General features: G+C 55.8%; 19 protein-coding genes. 4 read left to right on the forward strand and 15 right to left on the reverse strand.

Features of this window, described 5'->3' with window-relative positions; genetic code table 11:
* Positions 1-91: 91 nt before the first annotated feature.
* The 3 genes from DFP98_RS12380 to DFP98_RS12390 form a co-directional block, all read right to left on the reverse strand.
* A complete protein-coding gene (locus DFP98_RS12380) occupies positions 92-781 on the reverse strand; it encodes a hypothetical protein (RefSeq protein WP_116060902.1) in 690 nt (229 codons plus the stop codon).
* 84 nt (positions 782-865) lie between these two features.
* Positions 866-1,309, reverse strand: a complete 444-nt coding sequence (locus tag DFP98_RS12385; protein ID WP_116060903.1) for a hypothetical protein — start codon at positions 1,307-1,309, stop codon at positions 866-868.
* A 20-nt stretch (positions 1,310-1,329) separates the two neighbouring features.
* The gene (locus DFP98_RS12390; protein WP_116060904.1) at positions 1,330-2,631 is read right to left on the reverse strand and encodes an SPFH domain-containing protein; all 1,302 of its coding nucleotides are present in this window, start codon (positions 2,629-2,631) and stop codon (positions 1,330-1,332) included.
* 285 nt (positions 2,632-2,916) lie between these two features.
* Here DFP98_RS12390 and DFP98_RS12395 point away from each other — a divergent pair, with 285 nt between their 5' ends.
* A complete protein-coding gene (locus tag DFP98_RS12395; protein ID WP_094047117.1) occupies positions 2,917-3,072 on the forward strand; it encodes a DUF1540 domain-containing protein in 156 nt (51 codons plus the stop codon).
* A 231-nt stretch (positions 3,073-3,303) separates the two neighbouring features.
* Here the strand turns inward: DFP98_RS12395 and DFP98_RS12400 are convergent, their stop codons facing one another.
* The 8 genes from DFP98_RS12400 to DFP98_RS12435 form a co-directional block, all read right to left on the reverse strand.
* The gene (locus tag DFP98_RS12400) at positions 3,304-4,818 is read right to left on the reverse strand and encodes a gluconokinase (protein WP_116060905.1); all 1,515 of its coding nucleotides are present in this window, start codon (positions 4,816-4,818) and stop codon (positions 3,304-3,306) included.
* A 65-nt stretch (positions 4,819-4,883) separates the two neighbouring features.
* Entirely contained in the window at positions 4,884-5,960 is a 1,077-nt protein-coding gene (locus tag DFP98_RS12405; protein WP_116060906.1) for an ABC transporter substrate-binding protein, read from the reverse strand.
* Entirely contained in the window at positions 5,957-6,769 is an 813-nt protein-coding gene (locus DFP98_RS12410) for an ABC transporter permease (protein ID WP_116060907.1), read from the reverse strand. Before DFP98_RS12410 ends, DFP98_RS12405 begins: the two co-directional genes overlap by 4 nt.
* The gene (locus DFP98_RS12415; RefSeq protein WP_116060908.1) at positions 6,766-7,572 is read right to left on the reverse strand and encodes an ABC transporter permease; all 807 of its coding nucleotides are present in this window, start codon (positions 7,570-7,572) and stop codon (positions 6,766-6,768) included. The genes DFP98_RS12410 and DFP98_RS12415 overlap by 4 nt, the downstream gene beginning before the upstream one ends.
* Positions 7,569-8,690: an ABC transporter ATP-binding protein gene (locus tag DFP98_RS12420; protein ID WP_116060909.1), complete on the reverse strand. Its 1,122-nt coding sequence runs from the start codon at positions 8,688-8,690 to the stop codon at positions 7,569-7,571. Before DFP98_RS12420 ends, DFP98_RS12415 begins: the two co-directional genes overlap by 4 nt.
* Positions 8,691-8,759: 69 nt before the next feature.
* Positions 8,760-9,602, reverse strand: coding sequence for a protein phosphatase 2C domain-containing protein (locus DFP98_RS12425; RefSeq protein ID WP_116060910.1), 843 nt, complete (start codon positions 9,600-9,602; stop codon positions 8,760-8,762).
* A 166-nt stretch (positions 9,603-9,768) separates the two neighbouring features.
* Positions 9,769-11,790 (reverse strand): ABC transporter ATP-binding protein, encoded by a 2,022-nt coding sequence (locus tag DFP98_RS12430; RefSeq protein WP_116060911.1) that lies wholly within the window; start codon positions 11,788-11,790, stop codon positions 9,769-9,771.
* Positions 11,791-11,816: 26 nt separating this feature from the next.
* Positions 11,817-13,568, reverse strand: coding sequence for an ABC transporter ATP-binding protein (locus DFP98_RS12435; RefSeq protein WP_116060912.1), 1,752 nt, complete (start codon positions 13,566-13,568; stop codon positions 11,817-11,819).
* A gap of 609 nt (positions 13,569-14,177) precedes the next feature.
* On the opposite strand from DFP98_RS12435, the gene DFP98_RS12440 reads away from it, so the two are divergent.
* Both DFP98_RS12440 and DFP98_RS12445 read left to right on the forward strand, forming a co-directional pair.
* Positions 14,178-14,891 carry a threonine/serine exporter family protein gene (locus tag DFP98_RS12440; protein WP_246016506.1) on the forward strand — a complete coding sequence of 238 codons (714 nt, stop codon included), beginning with the start codon at positions 14,178-14,180 and terminating at the stop codon, positions 14,889-14,891.
* Between the two features lie 19 nt (positions 14,892-14,910).
* Complete coding sequence (locus tag DFP98_RS12445; RefSeq protein WP_116060913.1) at positions 14,911-15,345, forward strand: threonine/serine exporter family protein; 435 nt, start codon at positions 14,911-14,913, stop codon at positions 15,343-15,345.
* A gap of 98 nt (positions 15,346-15,443) precedes the next feature.
* Here the strand turns inward: DFP98_RS12445 and DFP98_RS12450 are convergent, their stop codons facing one another.
* From DFP98_RS12450 to DFP98_RS12460, 3 genes are all read right to left on the reverse strand, one after another.
* The gene (locus DFP98_RS12450) at positions 15,444-15,809 is read right to left on the reverse strand and encodes a hypothetical protein (RefSeq protein WP_116060914.1); all 366 of its coding nucleotides are present in this window, start codon (positions 15,807-15,809) and stop codon (positions 15,444-15,446) included.
* Positions 15,810-15,957: 148 nt separating this feature from the next.
* A complete protein-coding gene (locus DFP98_RS12455; protein WP_116060915.1) occupies positions 15,958-16,125 on the reverse strand; it encodes a CxxH/CxxC protein in 168 nt (55 codons plus the stop codon).
* Positions 16,126-16,183: 58 nt separating this feature from the next.
* Positions 16,184-17,434, reverse strand: a complete 1,251-nt coding sequence (locus DFP98_RS12460; RefSeq protein ID WP_342772487.1) for a S1C family serine protease — start codon at positions 17,432-17,434, stop codon at positions 16,184-16,186.
* A gap of 301 nt (positions 17,435-17,735) precedes the next feature.
* Here DFP98_RS12460 and DFP98_RS12465 point away from each other — a divergent pair, with 301 nt between their 5' ends.
* Positions 17,736-17,936, forward strand: coding sequence for a hypothetical protein (locus DFP98_RS12465; RefSeq protein WP_116060917.1), 201 nt, complete (start codon positions 17,736-17,738; stop codon positions 17,934-17,936).
* Positions 17,937-17,956: 20 nt separating this feature from the next.
* Here the strand turns inward: DFP98_RS12465 and DFP98_RS12470 are convergent, their stop codons facing one another.
* Entirely contained in the window at positions 17,957-18,757 is an 801-nt protein-coding gene (locus DFP98_RS12470) for an MBL fold metallo-hydrolase (RefSeq protein ID WP_116060918.1), read from the reverse strand.
* Positions 18,758-18,811 lie beyond the last annotated feature (54 nt).

The following is an 18,811-nucleotide window of genomic DNA, read 5'->3' on the forward strand; positions in this document are numbered from 1 at the left end:
TCCTACCACAACGGGCCGCCCGACATGTAGTGTGTCCCTTATGCCAGGGGCAGCGGCTTCAACGTTCCTCCGAGCGGACAGTTGCCTGCGTCTAGACCGAGAGCATATTCCCGCAAAACTCGCATTCTTTCCGCTCGCCGGGAACAACCTCAGAGCTCGATCCGCAGCCGGAGCAGATGACGGCTACCGTCTGCGCCCTTGGCGTCCGTACGGCAGCTCCTCTTTCCGTGCTTGCCGCGGCTTCCGAGGACGATGAAGCCGCGGGTGAACTGCGACGAGTGACCGTGATCCTTCCTGCCGAGTCCAAGCTGGCGTTCCGAAATAAACCTGAAGCAATCATGAAGCTGATGTCCTGCGTAACGTTCTTTGAGCTTTCGCCCGTAAACTGCGCCAGACCGCTAACCGTCTGCACGCCGTCATCCAGCGTCAATTGCTTGTATCTTGTATAAAGCAACTGCATCTTCTTATTCCGGGCATTCGCCAGCACGTAGAAGACAATCCCCGGCGTTACGAGGATAACAGCCATCACGACCGCCACAAGAATCAAATCCACGACAGTCGTGGTAGGATCGCTCGACAGGGCCAGTATGAGAATGAGCACGCACAACGCATAGAAGGTCATAAACGCATGCCCGACAACTCGATAGTCCTGCGCACGCAAGTGATTTACCGGACTATGCAGCGCAAACCGGATCAAGATCAGCAGAATAGCCACCGGAAAGAAGATCACCGTGGCGGCGATAATGAATGCGCTGTGGATTTTAGGAGAATTGATTTTCATAACAGTCTTGCCTCGCTTTTTCTTCTTCTTGTCTGCCTGCGAATCTGCAGCCTGTCAAATGCTTAATCTTCCGATTGCCGCCGCTTATGTTCCTTGCTCCTGTCTGGCGGCATTTCTCAAATAGATCGTCAGCAAACCCAATAGGATCGCCGCCGCGCCCACTACGATAAACTGGATCAGCCCATAATAGAAGGACGATATATTCAACGCCACGGAAAAGACCAGCATCAACACCAAAGTCCCAACCCAGGACAGTCCCGCAACAATTCCCATGGCGATATACACGGGGAGCAGCCTGCGCGATGCGGGGCGATTGCCCAAATAGTGCACCGCGATCCCGTACAAGAAAGTCTCCCCCAGAACCAACGTCGACAGCGTAATCCAGATGTGGTTGGCTCTGCTGGAAGGCAGTCCGAGCAATAGCACCAGAGCCGCAGTAACGAGCAAAGCCGCTGCATAGATGAACGTCGCGATGCGAGCGAAGCTCTTGGCCGAGTCGTCATCCTTCTGCAAGCTTGTCGTATTCATCCCTATTCGTTCCCCCCTTTCTATTCGATCAGCTTAGTGCCGCATTCCAGACAGAATTTCTGGCCCGGCTTTACCTCATGCTGGCAGTTACCGCACTTCAACGCCATGCTCGTGCCGCAGTTGGGGCAGAATTTAGCCGCAGGATCGCTCACCTTGGTTCCGCACTGGCGGCATGCGACGCCACCGATGGCTTGCCCGCACTTCGCGCACTGGGTTGCTCCTTCCGGATTGTCCGCTCCGCACTTCTCGCAAGCATTATTCGGATCGCCGCAGTGCAGGCAGAACTTTGCTCCGACAGGAAACGTCTTGCCGCAGTTGCTGCATGCTACCTCTTCCGCAGAGGGAGCCGCCGCATAATTATGCCCGCAGGAGAGACAAAATTGGGCATCCTGGCGATTCATCGTCTGACATCTCGGACAGGCTTTGTTGTAGCCGCCGCCCACGTTCATCTGACCGGCCAAACCCGACACCTGGTTGCCCATCGCGCCGCCGATGCCGAAGCCCATGCCGAGTCCGATTCCCGCACCCATCACGTTCGCACTGCCGCTCCCCTCGTTCTTGGCTGCTCCCTCCAGCGTATCGAAGGTGCGCTCCTGCTGATACGTATAGCCGAGAATGTCCATCTCCGCCCGCTTAGCCAACGCTTCTTTCAGCCGGACCGTCGCCGGATCGTCGTCCGGAATATTGATGGAATCGATGAAGAAATTCAATATTCGGATGCCGAACTCGGCAAATATCGGCTGAATGCGTTCCTCGACATGCTTGGAGATTTCCGACATATACGCGTTGATCTCCAAAATGCTGATCTTCTTGAAGACCAGGTAAGAGGAAATCAATTCCTTAATATTCATCATCAGCACGCCGCGAAAATGACGAATCATCGCATCCTTGTCAAACAACGGGATTGTACCGATCAGCTTGAGCAGAAACTTCCGCGCATCCTCGATCTGCAGACCGAACTGGCCGAAAGAACGCACCGATACGATTATTTGATATTTCGGGTCCTGCAGTTGCAACGGAGTCGCCGTACCCCATTTCACGTCAAGCGCATGAAGCTTGTTCACATACCAGACCTCTGCGGTGAACGGCGAACGACCGCCGAACGGGAGATTTACGATCTCCTGCAAGAACGGGATATTGGCCGTACTCAGCGTATGGCGGCCGGCCAGGAACGAATCCAGCGCTCGGCCCCCCTTGAACAGAATTGCTTCCTGCGATTCGTTCACAATCAACTGGGTCCAGGTTCCCAGCTCCTCATTCGGATATTTCCACGCGAACACGTCTCCGGGTCCGTCGAACTTAACCACTTCAATAATAGCCATCTTGCACCCTCCCCTGTGACTTTAACAGCGACTTCATCCGATTCGCGCTGTTTCTCTATCCGTCACGATTCTCCATTATCCGACTATTGAACTATTCTACGTCAAGAAAATTTTTCCTCTTCCTCCGCTTCCATTTCCCGAAAGTTTTCCCTGGTGGCCTCAAGCTCAATGTCGCGCACGCACGCACAAAAACCCCGTAAACCGTCCCAACGGGAAAGTTTACGGGGTTCAGCACGTATAAAGCCATTCGGATGGACCATCCTAATGAAAGGAGGTGAGCATACTATGGCCAAAGACGTTCTGTGCGAAGTGAATTCGTGCAAGTACTGGGGACCCGGGAACGAATGTCACGCCTCTTCGATCTATGTCGTGAACAACCGGAACAAGCAAGCGTCCCATTCCGAAGAGACCGACTGCAAAACCTTCGAGCCGAAAATGTAATTCGTGCGACTACACGGAGCATTTACGGTTTGAGAGCCAAGGGCTTTCCTTTCCGGCGCTTTCTGCTGAGAGGAGAGCTCTTCTCTTATTCCCTCGGAGGAGGCCCCGGCTTTAACAGTCGGCCCGCCTTCTTGTCCGGCTCCTCAGTATTGTGCCCAACAATGAGAATTATTATCACTCACAAGCCCCAACTTTGTAGAAATTCGCTTCTACCGCTGCGCGCGCCTACGGTTACAGCGAACGCCGCTGAAACTGCGTCAATTCGGCGAACCGCTCCAGCAGCCCGTCGCGCGAACGCTCATAGATCGCGAACAGTTCCCGATAGACCGCATGCCGCTGCGAATCCGGCTGCAGCCGCTGCGCGATCGGTGCCCATTCCTTGGCGCTGCTCAGATCCGCCAGCTGTCCCAGCCCCTGCATCGCCATCATCGCCGCCCCGAACGCGGAAGCCTCCGTCACGCGAGGGACGGCCACCTCCTGCCCGAGCATATCGGCCAACATTTGCAGCCATAACGGCGATTTGGCAAAGCCCCCCGAAGCGCGAATCTCGGATGCCGGACCGGCCAGTTCGCGCAGCGATTCCGCGACCGACAGCACCGCGAACAGCACGCCTTCCAGCCCGGCCCGTACGAAGTGCGCCTGACCATGGCCGAGATTCGCGCCCAGATACGTGCCTCTCGCTTCCGCATTGTAGATCGGCGCCCGCTCCCCGGACAGGAAGGGCAGGAACAGCAGCCCGTCCGCACCCGCGGAGACGCCAGCTGCCGCCTTCAACAGCTCTTCGATCGTCTTGCTCCCTCCGAACAGGCTGTCCCGCATCCACTGCAGCACGATCGCTCCATTGTTTGTAGCGCCCCCGATCACATACGAGCCATGCGCCACGCTATAGCAGAACGTGCGCATTCTCTCGTCGGTCAACGGCTTGTCCGTAATCATTCGCATCGCCGCGCTCGTGCCGATCGTGACCGCCGTATCGCCCGGGCCGACCGCTCCGACGCCCAGATTGGCCAGCGCCCCGTCGCTTGAGCCGAGAAAAAACGGCGTATCCGGCCGAAGCCCCATATCGTCCGCCAGCGCACGATCCATTCCTTGCAGTCGGTACGTGACCGGCCGCACGTCCGACAGCTTGTCCGCGTCCAGCCCCGCAGCCTGCAGCGCTTCTTCGTCCCATGTGAGAGTATCCAGGCTCAGCAGACCGGTCGACGATGCCAACGACGGGTCCACGGCCCACTCCCCGAACAGGCGGTAGATGACGTACTCCTTAATCGATACGAACCGGCGCGCTTCCGCCCACACCTCGGGCCGGTGCTCCCTAAGCCACATCAGCTTCGGAAGCGGCGACATCGGATGAATCGGCGTGCCTGTCCTTCGGTAGATCGCCAGACCGTTCAGCTCCTCGCGAATCCGCCGAACCTGGGGCTCGCTGCGCCCGTCCGCCCATGTAATGCTCCTGGTGAGCGGGCGACCGTTCTCATCCACGGCTATTAAAGAATGCATCGCCGTGCTAAAGCCAACAGCGGCGACATCTTCTCCGCTCAAGCCGCTCTGGGCTAGCGCTCCGCGGACGCTCTGAGCCAGAGCGCGCAAAATCGTCTCCGGCTCCTGCTCCGCCCAGCCCGGCTGCTCCTGCAGCAGCGGGTATTCAACCGCCAAGCTGGCAAGCTGACTTCCGCCCTCTCCAAATACTACGCTTTTCGTGCTGGTCGTGCCTATATCGATGCCGATGATCGCTTTTCCGTTGTGCATGGGGCCTATTCTCCTATCTCTTCTTTGCTGCTTTAGGTATCGTTCTCCGCTTCCTATCTCATTCGCTACTTCCTGTGCATCTTGAATTCCAGGAATAGCTCGTTGTAATGCGACAGCATCTTTTTCCCCAGATTCTCGTACACCTCAAGCTTGTCGGTCAGCTCCGGCGACGGGTAGAAGCGCTCATCCTGCGCGATATCCTCCGGCAACAGCTCAAGCGCCTTCGCGTTTGGCGTCGAGTACCCGACATATTCGGTGTTTCGCGCTGCAACTTCAGGGTCCAACATAAAGTTGATGAATTGGTGCGCCCCGTCCAGATTACGCGCCGAATTCGGAATGACCATATTGTCGAACCACAGGTTCGAGCCTTCCTCCGGCACGACATAGTCCAGACTCTCGTTCTCCGACATAATCTCGGATGCATCGCCGGACCAGACGACGCCAACCGCCGCCTCTTCCCCGGCCAACAGCATCTTGATCTCGTCGCCGACAATCGCTTTAATGTTCGGCGTCAGCGTGCTCAGCTTGCGCTTGGCTTCCTGCAGATGCTCCTCGTTCGTATCGTTAAGCGAGTAGCCCAAGCTGTTCAAGCCGAATCCCATAACCTCGCGCGCCCCGTCCACAAGCAATATCTGATTGCGCAGCTCCTCGTCCCACAGGTCGTCCCAGCTCTCGAACGTCTGCCCTTCTCTCAGCAGCGTCGGATTGTAGATAATGCCGACCGTGCCCCAGAAATAAGGAATCGAATATTCATTCTCCGGATCGAAGCTCAGACCGAGAAAACGTTCATCGATATTCACCAGATTCGGAAGCTTGGAGTGGTCGATCGGCAGCAACAGCTTTTCTTCCTTCATCTTGCTGATCGCATACTCCGAAGGAATCGCGATGTCGAACACCGTGCCGCCCTGCTCAATCTTCGTCATCATCGCTTCGTTGGAATCGAACGTCTGATAGATCACCTTGATCCCCGTCTCCTCCTCGAATTCGGCGATCAAGTCCGGGTCGATATAATCTCCCCAGTTGAAAATCGTAATGGTATTTCCACCCGAATAGCCCTGCGACGAATTGAGCTGCGACGTCCAGTACATCAGCCCAAGCGCTACCGCAAACACGCCCGCAAACAACCTGACCAGCTGCTTCATGGCTGAACGACCCCCCACTTCGTCTTGCGGTTGTCGCCGCGCCGGGTCAAGAAATAGTAGCCGAGCACGAGCGTAATCGTAAACAAGAAGATGAGCGTCGACAGCGCATTAATCGAAGGCGAGATGCCTTGGCGCGCCCACGAGTAGATTTCCACCGACAGCGTCGTATAGCCGTTGCCCGTGACGAAGAACGTTACCGCGAAGTCGTCCAGCGAATAGGTGAGCGCCATGAAGAAGCCCGCGAAAATCCCCGGTCGGAGGAACGGGATAATGACCTTCGTGAGCACGCCCCAACCGCTCGCGCCCAAATCCCGGGCGGCGTCGATCAGCGTCGGACTCATCTCCTGCAGCTTCGGCAGCACCATCAGTACGACGATTGGCACGCTGAACGCAATATGCGACAGCAGCACGGAAGTAAAGCCGAGCTGAATGCCCAGCATCGTGAAGAAAATCAGGAACGAGGCGCCGATAATGACGTCCGGGCTGACGATCAGTACGTTGTTCATCGCCAGCAGCGAGTTGCGCTGCCTGATTTTCCGCACCCGCTGGATGGCGAGCGCGCCGATCACGCCGAGAATCGTGGAGATCGCCGACGACAGCAGCGCGATGACGACCGTATTCAGCACGATGATGAGCAGGCGCGTATCCTGGAACACTTCCTCGTACCATTCCAGCGTAAAGTTTTCGAAGCCGTGCATCGTGCCCGCGCTGTTGAACGAATAGTACATGAGATAAAGAATCGGCGCATACAAAATGACGAACACGGCGACCAGATACACATTGGCGAGCTTTCCGTTTTTCATTTTCATCGGATTCGATTCCTCGCTCCCCGGTTGCCGGTCATCAGCATAATGACGGCCATGACAATAATGAGCAGCACGGCGATCGCCGAGCCCATGCCCCAATCCTGCGTCACGAGAAAATGCTGCTCGATCGCCGTGCCCAACGTCACGACGCGATTGCCCGCGATGAGCCGGGTGATCATGAATAGCGACAGCGCCGGAATGAATACGGCCTGGCAGCCCGCCTTCACTCCTTCAAGCGTCAACGGAAACACCACGCGGCGGAACGTCATCCACGGCGATGCTCCCAAATCCCGAGAAGCGTACAGCAGCGACGGATTGATCTCCTCCAACGCGTTATAGATTGGCAGGATCATAAACGGAATGAAAATATAGACCGACACGAACACGAAGCTGAAGTCGGTAAACAAAATCTGCTGCGTGCCGATGCCGACGGCTTCGAACACCGCATTGACGAAGCCGTACGTCCCGAATAGGCCGATAAAAGCGTAGGTTTTCAGCAACAGGTTGATCCAGCTTGGCACGATGATCAGCAGCAGCCAGAGCTGCTTGTGCTTCGTCCGCGTCAGCCAATACGCCGTCGGATACGCGACCAGCAGCGAAAACGCCGTAATCAGCAGCGCGTACCAGAACGAATTAAACGTCATGCGCAAATAGACCGGGGTTAGAAACTTCTCAAAATTTCCCCAAGTAAAGTTGCCATCGACATCGAAAAACGAATTGTAAACGATCAGCACGATCGGAGTCGCAACAAACAGCACCATCCACGCCGCGTACGGAATAAGGTAGAGATTCCGCGTCCGGGTCATCGACCGTCACCAGCGGCGCCCGCCTGCGCAGGATCCGAGTAAGCTTCGAGCCGCTTGTCGAACTCCTCCTCCGTCTCGCCGAAGCGCATGACGTGGATCGCTTCCGGATCGAAACGCAGCCCGATGCTGCTGCCGACGACCGCCTTCTTCGTCGAATGGACGAGCCATTCGTTGCCGGCCTTGTCGTAGCCGCTAATCTCGTAATGGACTCCGCGAAACAGTTGGCTGTCGACCTTGATCTCCAGATTGCCCTGCTCCGGCTCCGTGATCTCCAGGTCCTCCGGACGGATCATGATTTCCACCGGCTCGTTCGGGGAGAAGCCTTGGTCCACGCAATCGAACTGCTTCCCGGCGAATTCCGCCCGGAAGTCGGCTATCATGCGTCCCGGCACGATGTTCGATTCGCCGATGAAGTCGGCCACGAACCGGTTGATCGGCTCGTCGTAGATGTCCGTCGGCGTGCCGCTCTGCTGGATATCCCCTTCGTTCAGCACGAAGATTTCGTCCGACATCGCCAACGCCTCCTCCTGGTCGTGCGTGACGAATACGAACGTGATGCCGAGCCGCCGCTGCAGCTCCCGCAGCTCGTATTGCATCTCGGTTCGCAGCTTCAGGTCTAGCGCCGATAACGGCTCGTCCAACAGCAGCACCTCCGGCTCGTTGACGATCGCCCGAGCGATCGCCACCCGTTGGCGCTGCCCGCCGGACATCTCCGTAATTTCGCGATCCTCGTAGCCTTCCAGGTTCACAAAGCGCAGCGCTTCCTTCACTTTGTCGGCGATGACGGCATTTTTCAGCTTCTTGATGCGCAAGCCGAAGGCGACGTTCTCAAACACGTTCAGGTGGGGAAACAACGCGTAATCCTGGAATACCGTATTCACTTGACGCTTGTCCGCCGGAACGTTGTTGATCACCTTGCCATTGAAGTAAATGTTCCCTTCCGTCGGTTGAATAAACCCCGCAATCAAGCGCAGAATCGTTGTTTTCCCGCATCCAGATGGCCCGAGCAGCGTGTAGAACTTGCCTCGCTCGATCTCGAAGCTGACCCGGTTCAACACCGTACTCCGATCGTATTGCTGCTTCACGCCCTCGAACCGAATGATCGTCTTGTCCGTCATCTCCGATTATCGTCCTCTTTTCCGGGCTATCTATCGCCTCTAATCAATTGACTTCATTATACAAAATTATTACTCAAAATAAATGCGGATGGCCGTCTTGTCGTCAGCGACTTTAAGTCGCGTATATTTGCCTTGCTGCGATTCGTCGTATTCGTTGGCAATCAGCCAGTCGACATAACCGGACAAGCCCTTCTCGTCGATCAGCGCAACCATATCGGACATCGAGGGGGTCGGCTCGCCGGACTTGCGGGGCAGGAACAGGCCGTCCGTCAATACAAGAAGAGAGGATAGCTGGATCCGATTGAGTCCCCCGTGCTCAACGTAATGCTCCAGCTCGGGCTCGCCGTTCAGAATCGCGTAGCCTTCCGAAGTATTCGTCTTCAGCCGATTTTGCTTGATCGTCTCGTACACGCGCGAGCGGACTTCGTCCGGGGGCAAGCCCTCCTTCGAGTACCGTTCCCAGAGAAGGCGCGACTTCTCGTCGAAATGATCGACTTGATCGTGCGTCACCGTACGAACCGTACCGTCCTTGTAGACGGCCACCAACATGCAATCCCCTGTCTGAGCGTACTCGATCTGATGCTCGCCGATGCGAACGACAACGATTCCCGCCGCCCACAGCGCATTTTTATCGTTCACGTCGACTCCGCGTTCCAGCATCGCCGTCCGAATCCGCTCATTGGCCATTAGCACCAAGCTTCTCAGAGGCGCACAGCCGGCCGGCAATTCCGAAGTCTCGAATACTTCCTTGGCGATCCGCGAGGCCAGATAGCCTCCCGTTTCAACGCCGACGGCGCTCGACAGCGAGGTCGCCCCGTCCAGCACGCCGTAGATCCGCTCCCGCTCGTTCAGAATGAGAGCGTCCTCGTTCCATTCGTTGCACCCTTGCACAGTAAGATGTTCGATTTTCATATCGTATCCCTCCGCTCGTTACACGTTCTCTTTTTCTTTGCTTTCGCTAAATCCATACACTATCTATTATTGCTCTCTTCCCTGATCGTACAAGTGCTTTCTGGATCAAAAGACCTCGGATCCCATAGAATCGGATTCCGAGGTCTTTGTCCAGTAGTACCACTAATTACGCCACACCCTCAGCCGAGCCCAGCTGCAACTGATACATAGCGAAATACTTGCCACCCTGCTGCATTAGCTCGTCGTGGTTGCCTCGCTCTACGATCTTGCCGCGGTCCAGCACAAGAATCTGGTCGGCCGCGCGGATCGTCGACAGTCGGTGCGCGATGACGAACGTCGTCCGGCCGCGCTTCAGCACATCAAGCGCCGCTTGGATGATCGCTTCCGTCTCGGTGTCGATGCTAGCCGTCGCCTCGTCGAGAATCAGAATCGCCGGATCGAACGCCAGCGCCCGAGCGAAGGAGATCAGCTGTCGCTGTCCGGCGGACAGCGTGCTGCCCTTCTCGATAACCGGCTCGTCAAGGCCGCCGGGCAGCTGCATGAACATTTCGTACGCGCCGACATCGCGAAGCGCCTGCTCCACCTTCTCGCGCGTGATCGACGGATCGTCAAGGCTGACGTTCGACGCGATCGTCCCCGTGAAGAGGAACGGATCTTGAAGCACGATACCCATGTGCTGTCGAAGCTGCTGCTTCGACAGCTCCCTTACGTCGATGTCGTCGATCGAGATCGTGCCGCGCTCCACGTCGTAGAAGCGGAACAACAGGTTGAGTATCGAGCTTTTGCCCGAGCCCGTATGACCGACCAGTGCAACCGTCTCGCCCTGCTTAGCGGTGAACGAGATGTTCTTGAGCACGTCCTCGCCCGGCTTGTAAGCGAACGAAACCTCTTTGAACTCGACATTCCCTTTGTAGCGCTCCAGCTTGGCGTTGGAAACTTTGATCCCCGGCTCATCAAGCAGGGAGAACACCCGCTCCGCCGATACCCGCGCCACCTCCAGGTTGGACAACTGGTTGACGATCCCGACAATCGGCTGCATCATCCGGTTCATATAATCGATAAATGCGTACAGTACCCCGACCGTTACGGCCGCTCCCAGCCAGTCTCCGGCAAACATCCAGACCACCGCCATAAACAGCACGTTCCGCAGGACGTTGACCAGGTTATGAGAGGTGATGGAGTTAAGAGATAGCAGTTTGTTCTGGTATTTAAAGTATTCGTCGTTCATTTCGTGGAACTCGCCCATCGTTTCCTTTTGCTTGCGGAAGGCTTGGATGATCGGCATCCCTTGAATCGACTCGTTAATCATGCCGTTGATGTCGCTCAGTCGCGAGCGAATGACATGATTGTACTTGGCCGCAAACTTGCGGTAGACGATAATCCAGACGTACAGGATCGGAACGAACGGCAGCGCGATCAGAGCAAGAGTCGTATCCAGCACGAACACCGCGCCGAGGATCGCGACGATGTAGATGATGCCGGAGAAGAAGTTCGCCAGCACCGATACATACAACTCGCGGATCGCTTCCGTATCGTTCGTCACCCGGGCCACGACTTTGCCCGCAGGCAAATTGTCGAAGTATTGCACCGGCAGGCGCTGCAGATGCCGGAACACATCGTTGCGCATCTGGCGTACGATCCGGTTCGCGGATACTTGCAGCAGCAGCCTCTGCCAGTAAGCGAGCACGCCGCCGAGCAGCAGCAAGCCGATATAGGTAATCGCCAGCAGGAAAATGCTGCGGAACTCCGGCTTGTAGAAATCGTAAACCTCGTCCTTCGTGAGCTTCGCCGCGGGGTAGCCCAGGACGGTGCCGTCCTCTCTAGCGATCGTAAGCACGCCATCCGCGAAAGTCCGTTTGCCGGTATTCGGAATATCCGCCGCGTCTACAAAATAATAGCTGCGGCCCGATTGCAGAATACGGACCTCTTCCCCTTTTGTCTCGCCCGACGAGAAATGATCTTCCCGTTTATACCATCCCTCCCCGTAAGGGACGGCGTATTTCTCATCCTGCTTCGTTTCGTACCAAGGCTTCTCAATGCCCATAATATTTGTATCGATCATTCGCTTGGCCAAGAACGGCCCGACCAGCTCAACGCCGACTGCCAGCAGCAGCAACGCCAGCGCCAGTAGAATCGGCCTCTTATAGTTCCAGGCGTATCTGAACAACCTTTTCCCGTTAACTCCCATTTCGATGCTTCACCCGCATTCCTTGTTTAATTCTCTACGACCGAAGCCAGTTGCTGCCGATCGTACTGCTCTTTATACCATCCGCCCAATTGGAGCAGTTGTTCGTGTGTTCCCTCTTCGGAAATCCGGCCTTCGTCGAGAACGACAATCCAGTCGGCGTGCTGCACGGCGGACAGCCGGTGCGTCGCGATGATCGTCGTCTTCCCGGCCCGCTCGGTGCGAATGCCCTCTAGAATTTCCGTCTCCGTCTTCGCGTCGACCGCCGACAGCGCATCGTCCAGCATGAGAACTTCCGGATCGGAGATGACCGCCCGCGCGATGCTGACCCGCTGTTTCTGTCCTCCCGACAACGCTACGCCCTTCTCGCCGACGAGCGTCTCCAGTCCGTCCGGCAGGAACGCCACGTCCTTGCGGAACGAAGCCAACTCCAGCGCTCGGTTCAACCGCGCTTCGTCGCCCGCTTCATCCTTCGTACCGAACCAGATGTTCTCGCGGATCGTCTTGCTGAACAGAATCGGCTGCTGCGGAACGTAGCCGATCCAGCCGCGCAGCCGGTTCAGTTCGACCTCGGTCACCGGCACTCCGCCGACCGTCAATTCGCCAGCGCCCATCGGATACTCGCGAAGCAGCTGTTTAAGCAGTGTTGTTTTCCCGCTTCCCGTGCGGCCGACGACGCCAAGCGTCTGCCCGCGGCGCAGAGTGACGGAAACGTCGACGAGATTGTCGATGGACGAAGAAGGGTAGCGGAATGTAACACCGTTGAAAACAATCGATTCCGGCACCTCAACCTCTATCGGGTCCTCCGCATCCGTGACGTTCGGTTTCACGCCAAGCGTCTCGCTGATCCGATCGAGCGACGCATTGCCTCGCTGCATAATGTTAATCAGCTCTCCGATGGCGAACATCGGCCAGATAAGCATGCCGAGGAACATGTTAAACGATACCATCTCGCCGAGCGTAATATCTCCTTGAAACACCAGCACAGCTCCGTAGCACAGACCGATCAGGTAACTGGCACCCACCAGTATTTTGACGGTCGGCTCGAATAGCGCATCGATCTTGGCGACGCGTATGTTGTTTTCCAGAACGTGATCGGCAGACTCGCTGAACCGCTTGCGGTCGGCCTGCTCCTGCACGAACGCTCGAATGACGCGCACACCTGATACCGATTCCAACACCTGGTCGTTCAGATTGCCGAAAGCATCCTGAGCCTTCATGAAACGATCGTGAATCTTCTTGCCGAAATGCTGCATCAGCAGCGCCATGATCGGAAGCGGCAGCAGCGCGGCCAGTGTCAGCTTCCAGCTGATCGTACCCGCCATAACGATGAGAATCGTCAGCATGAACAGCGTCGAATCGATCAGCGTCAATATCCCGAATCCGGCCGTCACCGCCACCGCGCCGAGATCGTTCGTCGCTCGCGCCATCAAGTCTCCCGTGCGGTTGCGCTCGTAGAACGTCGGGCTCATTTTCAGAAAATGCCGCATTAGCCGCGAACGCAATTTCCGCTCCAGTACGAACGCCCCACCGAACAATTGATAGTGCCAAATATAGCTCAGCCCGTAGCTGGCAACCGTCAGACCGCCCCAGAAGAGCATCAGCTCCACCAATCTGCCTGCCGTCAGCGTCTCTTCCTGAATCCCGTCGATCGCCACTCCGATCAGCTTCGGAGGAACGATATCGATGATGCCAACGATTGTCAGCAGGACGATCGCAACCGTGTACCTTTTCCAGTGCATTTTGAAAAACCAGCTTAACTTCTTCAGTACGATAAACATCTATAAACTCACACCCTTCTCGATAAGACGTCTTGCCGCCCAATGACGAACAAGCCGTCGCACAACCTTGTGAACAAAAAAGGCATACCGCCCGTAAGCGATACGCCTTCAAGGATGATGACTCATCCTCCATCGCCAACGGAGCTTATGTCGACTTGTCAAAGACCGCCGCAATTGCTCCGAAAGCGATAAAAAAGGCGCACGATTACGTCACGTAACCATGCGCCCTGCCGCTAAAGCTAGAAGAATCATGCCATTCTTCCGGCTTTAGCAGTCGTTTGCGAGAGGGTTACGGGAATGAATGCCGACAACACCGCCATGATTGGCGATGAATCCAGTAAAGTGACCGTTTCTCATTTCCGTACCCCCCTTTCCGTTCATTAAGAATCTATTTGACACTTTAACATCGGCCCCCGAGCACTGTCAACAGGCTAACGAAAAATAACTTGAATTTTTTTACTTCCGTCCTTATCGAGTCGAGAGAGGCTGAAACAACAGTTGGACTCTATCTTAATCCGGCTATAATAGAGTTAGTTGAAGAACGGGAGAGAGCCAACCTTGATTACCTATCCGGATTCCCATGGTCGTACTATTTCGGAGCTATGCTTATTGGCCGGAAAAATTATATTGCAGAGCGGCGGGGAGACGCAGCGGGTCGAGGATACGATGACCCGGATTGCCGCGGCCAACGGATTTCCCAAATCGCAATGCTATGTGACGCCGACAGGGCTTTTTTTCGACCTCGGCGGAGCGAATCCCGTCACCCGGTACGTTCGTATTTCGGAACGATCGACCGACCTGAGCAAGGTGACCCTTGTCAACGAGGTTTCCCGCAAAATCAGCCTTGGCGAGCTGAACGCCGAAGATGCGCTGGTGCGGCTCCAGCATATCGAGCGGGCGCGCGTCGTCTACCCGGCTTGGCTGCAGATCGCCTCGGCCGCGGTGGCGAGCGGCTGCTTCCTCATTATGTTCAAGGGGGGCTGGAGCGACTTCGTTCCGGCCATGCTGGCGGGAGGCATTGGATTTGCTTTGCTGCTTCTGCTTCATCGGCTCGTGCAGATCAGATTTTTCGCCGAGTTTCTATCCGCGACAATTATCGGAGCACTGGCGATTGCATTCGTTCACACAGGCTTCGGGCATGAGCTCGATCGAATCATTATCGGTTCGGTCATGCCGCTCGTCCCGGGATTGCTCATAACGAATGCCGTACGCGATCTGATGGCCGGGCACCTGGTATCCGGGCTGTCTAAGGGGGCCGATGCGCTGCTGACGGCTTCGGCGATCGGCGCGGGCATTGCCGTCATGCTGTCCGCATGGAGCTAGAGAGGAGGAACCGCGTATCATGACAACCCTATTTGAACAGCTGGCGACGAGCTTCGTGGCTTCGGCGGCGTTCGGCCTGATTTTTAACGTGCCTAAGCGCGGCCTCGTCCAGTGCGGCATCGTCGGCATGCTCGGCTGGGCGCTATATGTCGTGCTGACGCAGCAAGCGGTGAACGCCACGATCTCTACCCTGATCGCTGCCGGCTGCGTCGCCGTGCTGAGCCAGATTATGGCCAAGCTGTACCGGATGCCGATCATCGTATTTAACGTATCGGGCATCATTCCGCTTGTTCCCGGAGGGCTGGCTTACAACGCGATGCGCAGCGCCGTGGAGAACGAGTTCGACGCCGCCCTGCAATCGGGCATGCAAGCCTTCATGCTCTCCGGCGCGATCGCCATGGGACTTGTTCTGTCCGAGGTAATCAACCAGGCCATTCGCAGGTCTCGCTTGTAGCTTTCCGAATCGTCCTTACCGTTCAAGTAGTACCGAGCCCAAGCTCGTATTGTAAACTTATTCGTTGAAAGCTGGGAGAATGGAAGTTACCGATAAATTTAGGAGTGCGGAACTTGGCATACATTGTAACGGGAGGCCCATTTTTCACAGGTAATCACTTTTGTTCCTTCGTTACCTTCGAAAAACAGCCCCGCTCCATTCTGATCGACGTATCTCCAACCTTCCTTCTCCATCTTTGCAATCATCCGCTTATTCGTCTCAGATGGACTCGTTTTGGAAATATACCAGTCTGCAGATTGATAAGTACCTAGTTGAACCAACTCGTCGGATGATCGTTCTACTTTCAAAACGGCTGATATCGGCTTCACTTCTTTGGCTGGAAAATCAAGATTGCTCACGTACGCAACCAGCAACAGTATTCCAGCAATCGTGATTCCAACAATGCCGAAAAGCATCTTTTTCATGAATTCCCTCCGTTTAGCAGTTCACTCTATCCATACTAACCAGTGTTCTGAGACATGTAAGGACCCGCTGGCGCTCCTGCCAACGGGTCCTTCTTTGATCCATTATACTACGCTCCCCTAAGCAGGAGAAGCGTACCTTTATCCCCGCTCACACGACCAATATTTCCGCCGGATTGCCGCACCACTCGCAGTGCTCGGGCGCAGTCCAGGCGGAGAACGCCGTCGTCTGGAGATTCACCAAATCCGGCGCGTCCTCGTATTCGTCCACAAATTTATCGATTGCCAATTCCACGTGCTCCCGGCATACGCAATACATTCCGTTAGTCCCTTCAGTTCGCATCGTCTGCTTTGTACTCCAAGTCCGCGCTTCTCCGCTACTCCTGCGCATCCGCTTTTTCCGTCAACTTCACGTCTAGTGTGTGCTTCTTGCCATCGCGGTAGTAGGTAACCTTCAGCGAATCCCCGATTTTCTTGGAATGATACAAATATTTGCGAAGATCCAGTGTGCTCCCTATCGCCGTGCTGTCCAGAGCGATAATAATATCGTTGAACTTCAGCCCCGCATCCAGAGACGGACCTACCGCCTCCAGCACGATCACGCCTTTGGTCACTCCTTTGGGAACGACCGGCTCCGCAGGCTCGAAGGCCTCGCCATCCGTCTCTTCGCGCGGCTCGCCGGTATCCTCGGATCCCTCTTCCTCGTCCGGATCATCCAGGCCGTTCATCTCTATGCCGTCCAGGTAGTAGCCGAGACTCATCGTATAGACGCCCAAATATGGACGAGACACTTTGCCCTTCTCCATCAAGGCGTTCAACACGGGAACCGCCTGATCGATCGGAATCGCGAAGCCGATGCCCTCGACTCCTCGATCGGCCACCTTCATGCTGTTGATCCCGACCAGCTTGCCGTTCAGGTCGACTAAAGCTCCGCCGCTATTGCCTTGATTGATCGCAGCATCCGTCTGGATGACCTCCTGCTCCCAATCGTAATTGCCGTCCTGGTTGATCGATACCGGAATGATCCGCTTCGTCGACGAGACAATTCCCTGGGTCAGCGAATCCCCGAAGCCCAGCGGGTTGCCGATCGCAATCACCATCTCTCCGACGCGAAGCTTATCCGAGTGCCCCAGCTCCACGACCGTATTGATTCCGTCCGACCCTACCTCCAGCACCGCCAGATCGGTAATGATATCCTTGCCGACGATGGTTGCCTTTTTCCGCTCCCCGCCAACCAGTACGGCTTGAATTTCCCCTGCGTCCTGAATAACGTGGGCATTCGTAATAATATAGGCCTTATCGCCCTGCTTCTTGAAAATAACGCCCGAGCCCATGCTCGTATTGTACGGCAGCTCGCCTTCCTCGAAATCCCCGGCTTCCTGCAGCTCCAGCGCCTGAGTTGTCAAGTTGATGATGCTGACGACAGCCGGCCTTACTTTCTCGGAAGCGGAAATAATCCTCTCCGACGTCTCGACGTACGATTGCCCCCCGGCGATCGCCGGCATCGACTCCGGCTCGGGGCTTCTTCCGCCGCCTCCCCATAGCAGGAAAAGCGCAGCAACGAGCACTGAGCTGGTCAGCGACGAGATCAGCGCGATTCTAAGCGTCGATCCGGGGCGTAAGCCCAAAGCCCGCGAACTCCCGCGCGGCCAATATCGCGAGCGGCGCCTGACTCGCGTAGAATAGAAATCATCATCGAACAAACCCATCGCCCTGCACCGTCCTTCTCCGGAAAGCCGCTCGCTCCCATTCTCTCCGCTGCGAACTTCCTCTATATCTATTCTAGCTGATCGCGGTCAATCTAATCATGCAAAGCTGAAATTCATAGGAATGTTTCTTAGGGTTTTGACTAGAATAGTAATAGAATACAGGTGGACAAGCAAGTGATTTCCTCTCATCATCTCTATGTAAAGAAAGGAAGATTAGCCAATGAAAACTGCGGAATTCGGTTGGCAATTTCTCGACCTTGCCTCTCAGGTGTCCGATATGAAGCACGACAACTACAAACAGCTTCTCGCGCTTAGCACGCTGATCGAGCTTCTGGTCGACAAGGGCATTCTGACCCCGGAGGAAATCAGGCAGAAAGCTTCCGAAATGGAGACCGAGCTGAATCGGCAGCTTCTATTGTAACTTCAGGGCTTCAGGCTGTTTTATCCTACGATATCCCATGCCGTCGGGCGATCGTAGTAGGTATCGCAAAGTGAAAACTCATGCTTATGAAAGAAAAATCCGTTGTTCTCTAATACTGTATTCACGGTAAGTTTGGCTAAATCCATCAAGTTGTGCTCCTGACTAAGATGCGCCAGATAAACCCGCTTCAGCCTTCCGGTCAGCAGGCTGCACAGCGCCTCGCCGGCCGCTTCGTTGGAGAGGTGCCCCATGTCTCCGAGAATGCGCCGCTTCGTATTCCACGGGTATCGGCCCATTCGCAGCATGTTCACATCATGATTCGATTCGAGCACCATCACGTCCGAATTTTGCAGCTGTCTCATCACCTTGTCGCTGACATATCCGAGATCGGTCGCCAGGCTCAGCTTCGCTCCGCCGGATTGAAAGCAGTAGCCTACCGGTTCCGCCGCATCGTGCGAAATGGCGTAGGATTCGATTCTTAAATCGGCAAGCTCCATGACGCTATCGGTCGGGAGAATTCTCCGGTTCTCTTCGGGAATGTCTCCAACCGACTTCATCATGGCTCCCCACGTTTTCTCGTTGGCGTAGATCGGCAGCCGATGCTTGCGCGCGAATGCCCCCAAGCCGCGGATATGATCGGAATGCTCGTGCGTCACGAAGATGGCGTCGAGCTCCCGTGCGGCAAAGTCTCTTTCTGTCATCAGCTCTTCTATTTTCTTGCCGCTAAGTCCGACATCGATCAATACGCTCGCCGCATCCGTGGATACGACGGTTGCATTGCCTGTCGAACCGCTGGCCAGCACCGTAAATCGAAGTCCCATAATCGCCTTCTGTTCCTCTCCCCGGCTTTACGCCGTTTCTCCCCAATTCGTCCA

It is taken from the genome of Cohnella phaseoli, from assembly GCF_003386235.1.
In the GTDB taxonomy this organism is placed as follows: Bacteria; Bacillota; Bacilli; order Paenibacillales; family Paenibacillaceae; genus Cohnella; species Cohnella phaseoli.

Coding starts and splice junctions, on each gene's coding strand:
- DFP98_RS12435 (WP_116060912.1), bottom strand. CDS start 13,568: ATGTTTATCGTACTGAAGAAGTTAAGCTGGTTTTTCAAAATGCACTGG.
- DFP98_RS12410 (WP_116060907.1), bottom strand. CDS start 6,769: ATGAAAATGAAAAACGGAAAGCTCGCCAATGTGTATCTGGTCGCCGTG.
- DFP98_RS12430 (WP_116060911.1), bottom strand. CDS start 11,790: ATGGGAGTTAACGGGAAAAGGTTGTTCAGATACGCCTGGAACTATAAG.
- DFP98_RS12470 (WP_116060918.1), bottom strand. CDS start 18,757: ATGGGACTTCGATTTACGGTGCTGGCCAGCGGTTCGACAGGCAATGCA.
- DFP98_RS12445 (WP_116060913.1), top strand. CDS start 14,911: ATGACAACCCTATTTGAACAGCTGGCGACGAGCTTCGTGGCTTCGGCG.
- DFP98_RS12465 (WP_116060917.1), top strand. CDS start 17,736: ATGAAAACTGCGGAATTCGGTTGGCAATTTCTCGACCTTGCCTCTCAG.
- DFP98_RS12420 (WP_116060909.1), bottom strand. CDS start 8,690: ATGACGGACAAGACGATCATTCGGTTCGAGGGCGTGAAGCAGCAATAC.
- DFP98_RS12405 (WP_116060906.1), bottom strand. CDS start 5,960: ATGAAGCAGCTGGTCAGGTTGTTTGCGGGCGTGTTTGCGGTAGCGCTT.
- DFP98_RS12415 (WP_116060908.1), bottom strand. CDS start 7,572: ATGACCCGGACGCGGAATCTCTACCTTATTCCGTACGCGGCGTGGATG.
- DFP98_RS12390 (WP_116060904.1), bottom strand. CDS start 2,631: ATGGCTATTATTGAAGTGGTTAAGTTCGACGGACCCGGAGACGTGTTC.
- DFP98_RS12425 (WP_116060910.1), bottom strand. CDS start 9,602: ATGAAAATCGAACATCTTACTGTGCAAGGGTGCAACGAATGGAACGAG.
- DFP98_RS12385 (WP_116060903.1), bottom strand. CDS start 1,309: ATGAATACGACAAGCTTGCAGAAGGATGACGACTCGGCCAAGAGCTTC.
- DFP98_RS12380 (WP_116060902.1), bottom strand. CDS start 781: ATGAAAATCAATTCTCCTAAAATCCACAGCGCATTCATTATCGCCGCC.
- DFP98_RS12395 (WP_094047117.1), top strand. CDS start 2,917: ATGGCCAAAGACGTTCTGTGCGAAGTGAATTCGTGCAAGTACTGGGGA.
- DFP98_RS12450 (WP_116060914.1), bottom strand. CDS start 15,809: ATGAAAAAGATGCTTTTCGGCATTGTTGGAATCACGATTGCTGGAATA.
- DFP98_RS12400 (WP_116060905.1), bottom strand. CDS start 4,818: ATGCACAACGGAAAAGCGATCATCGGCATCGATATAGGCACGACCAGC.
- DFP98_RS12455 (WP_116060915.1), bottom strand. CDS start 16,125: ATGTATTGCGTATGCCGGGAGCACGTGGAATTGGCAATCGATAAATTT.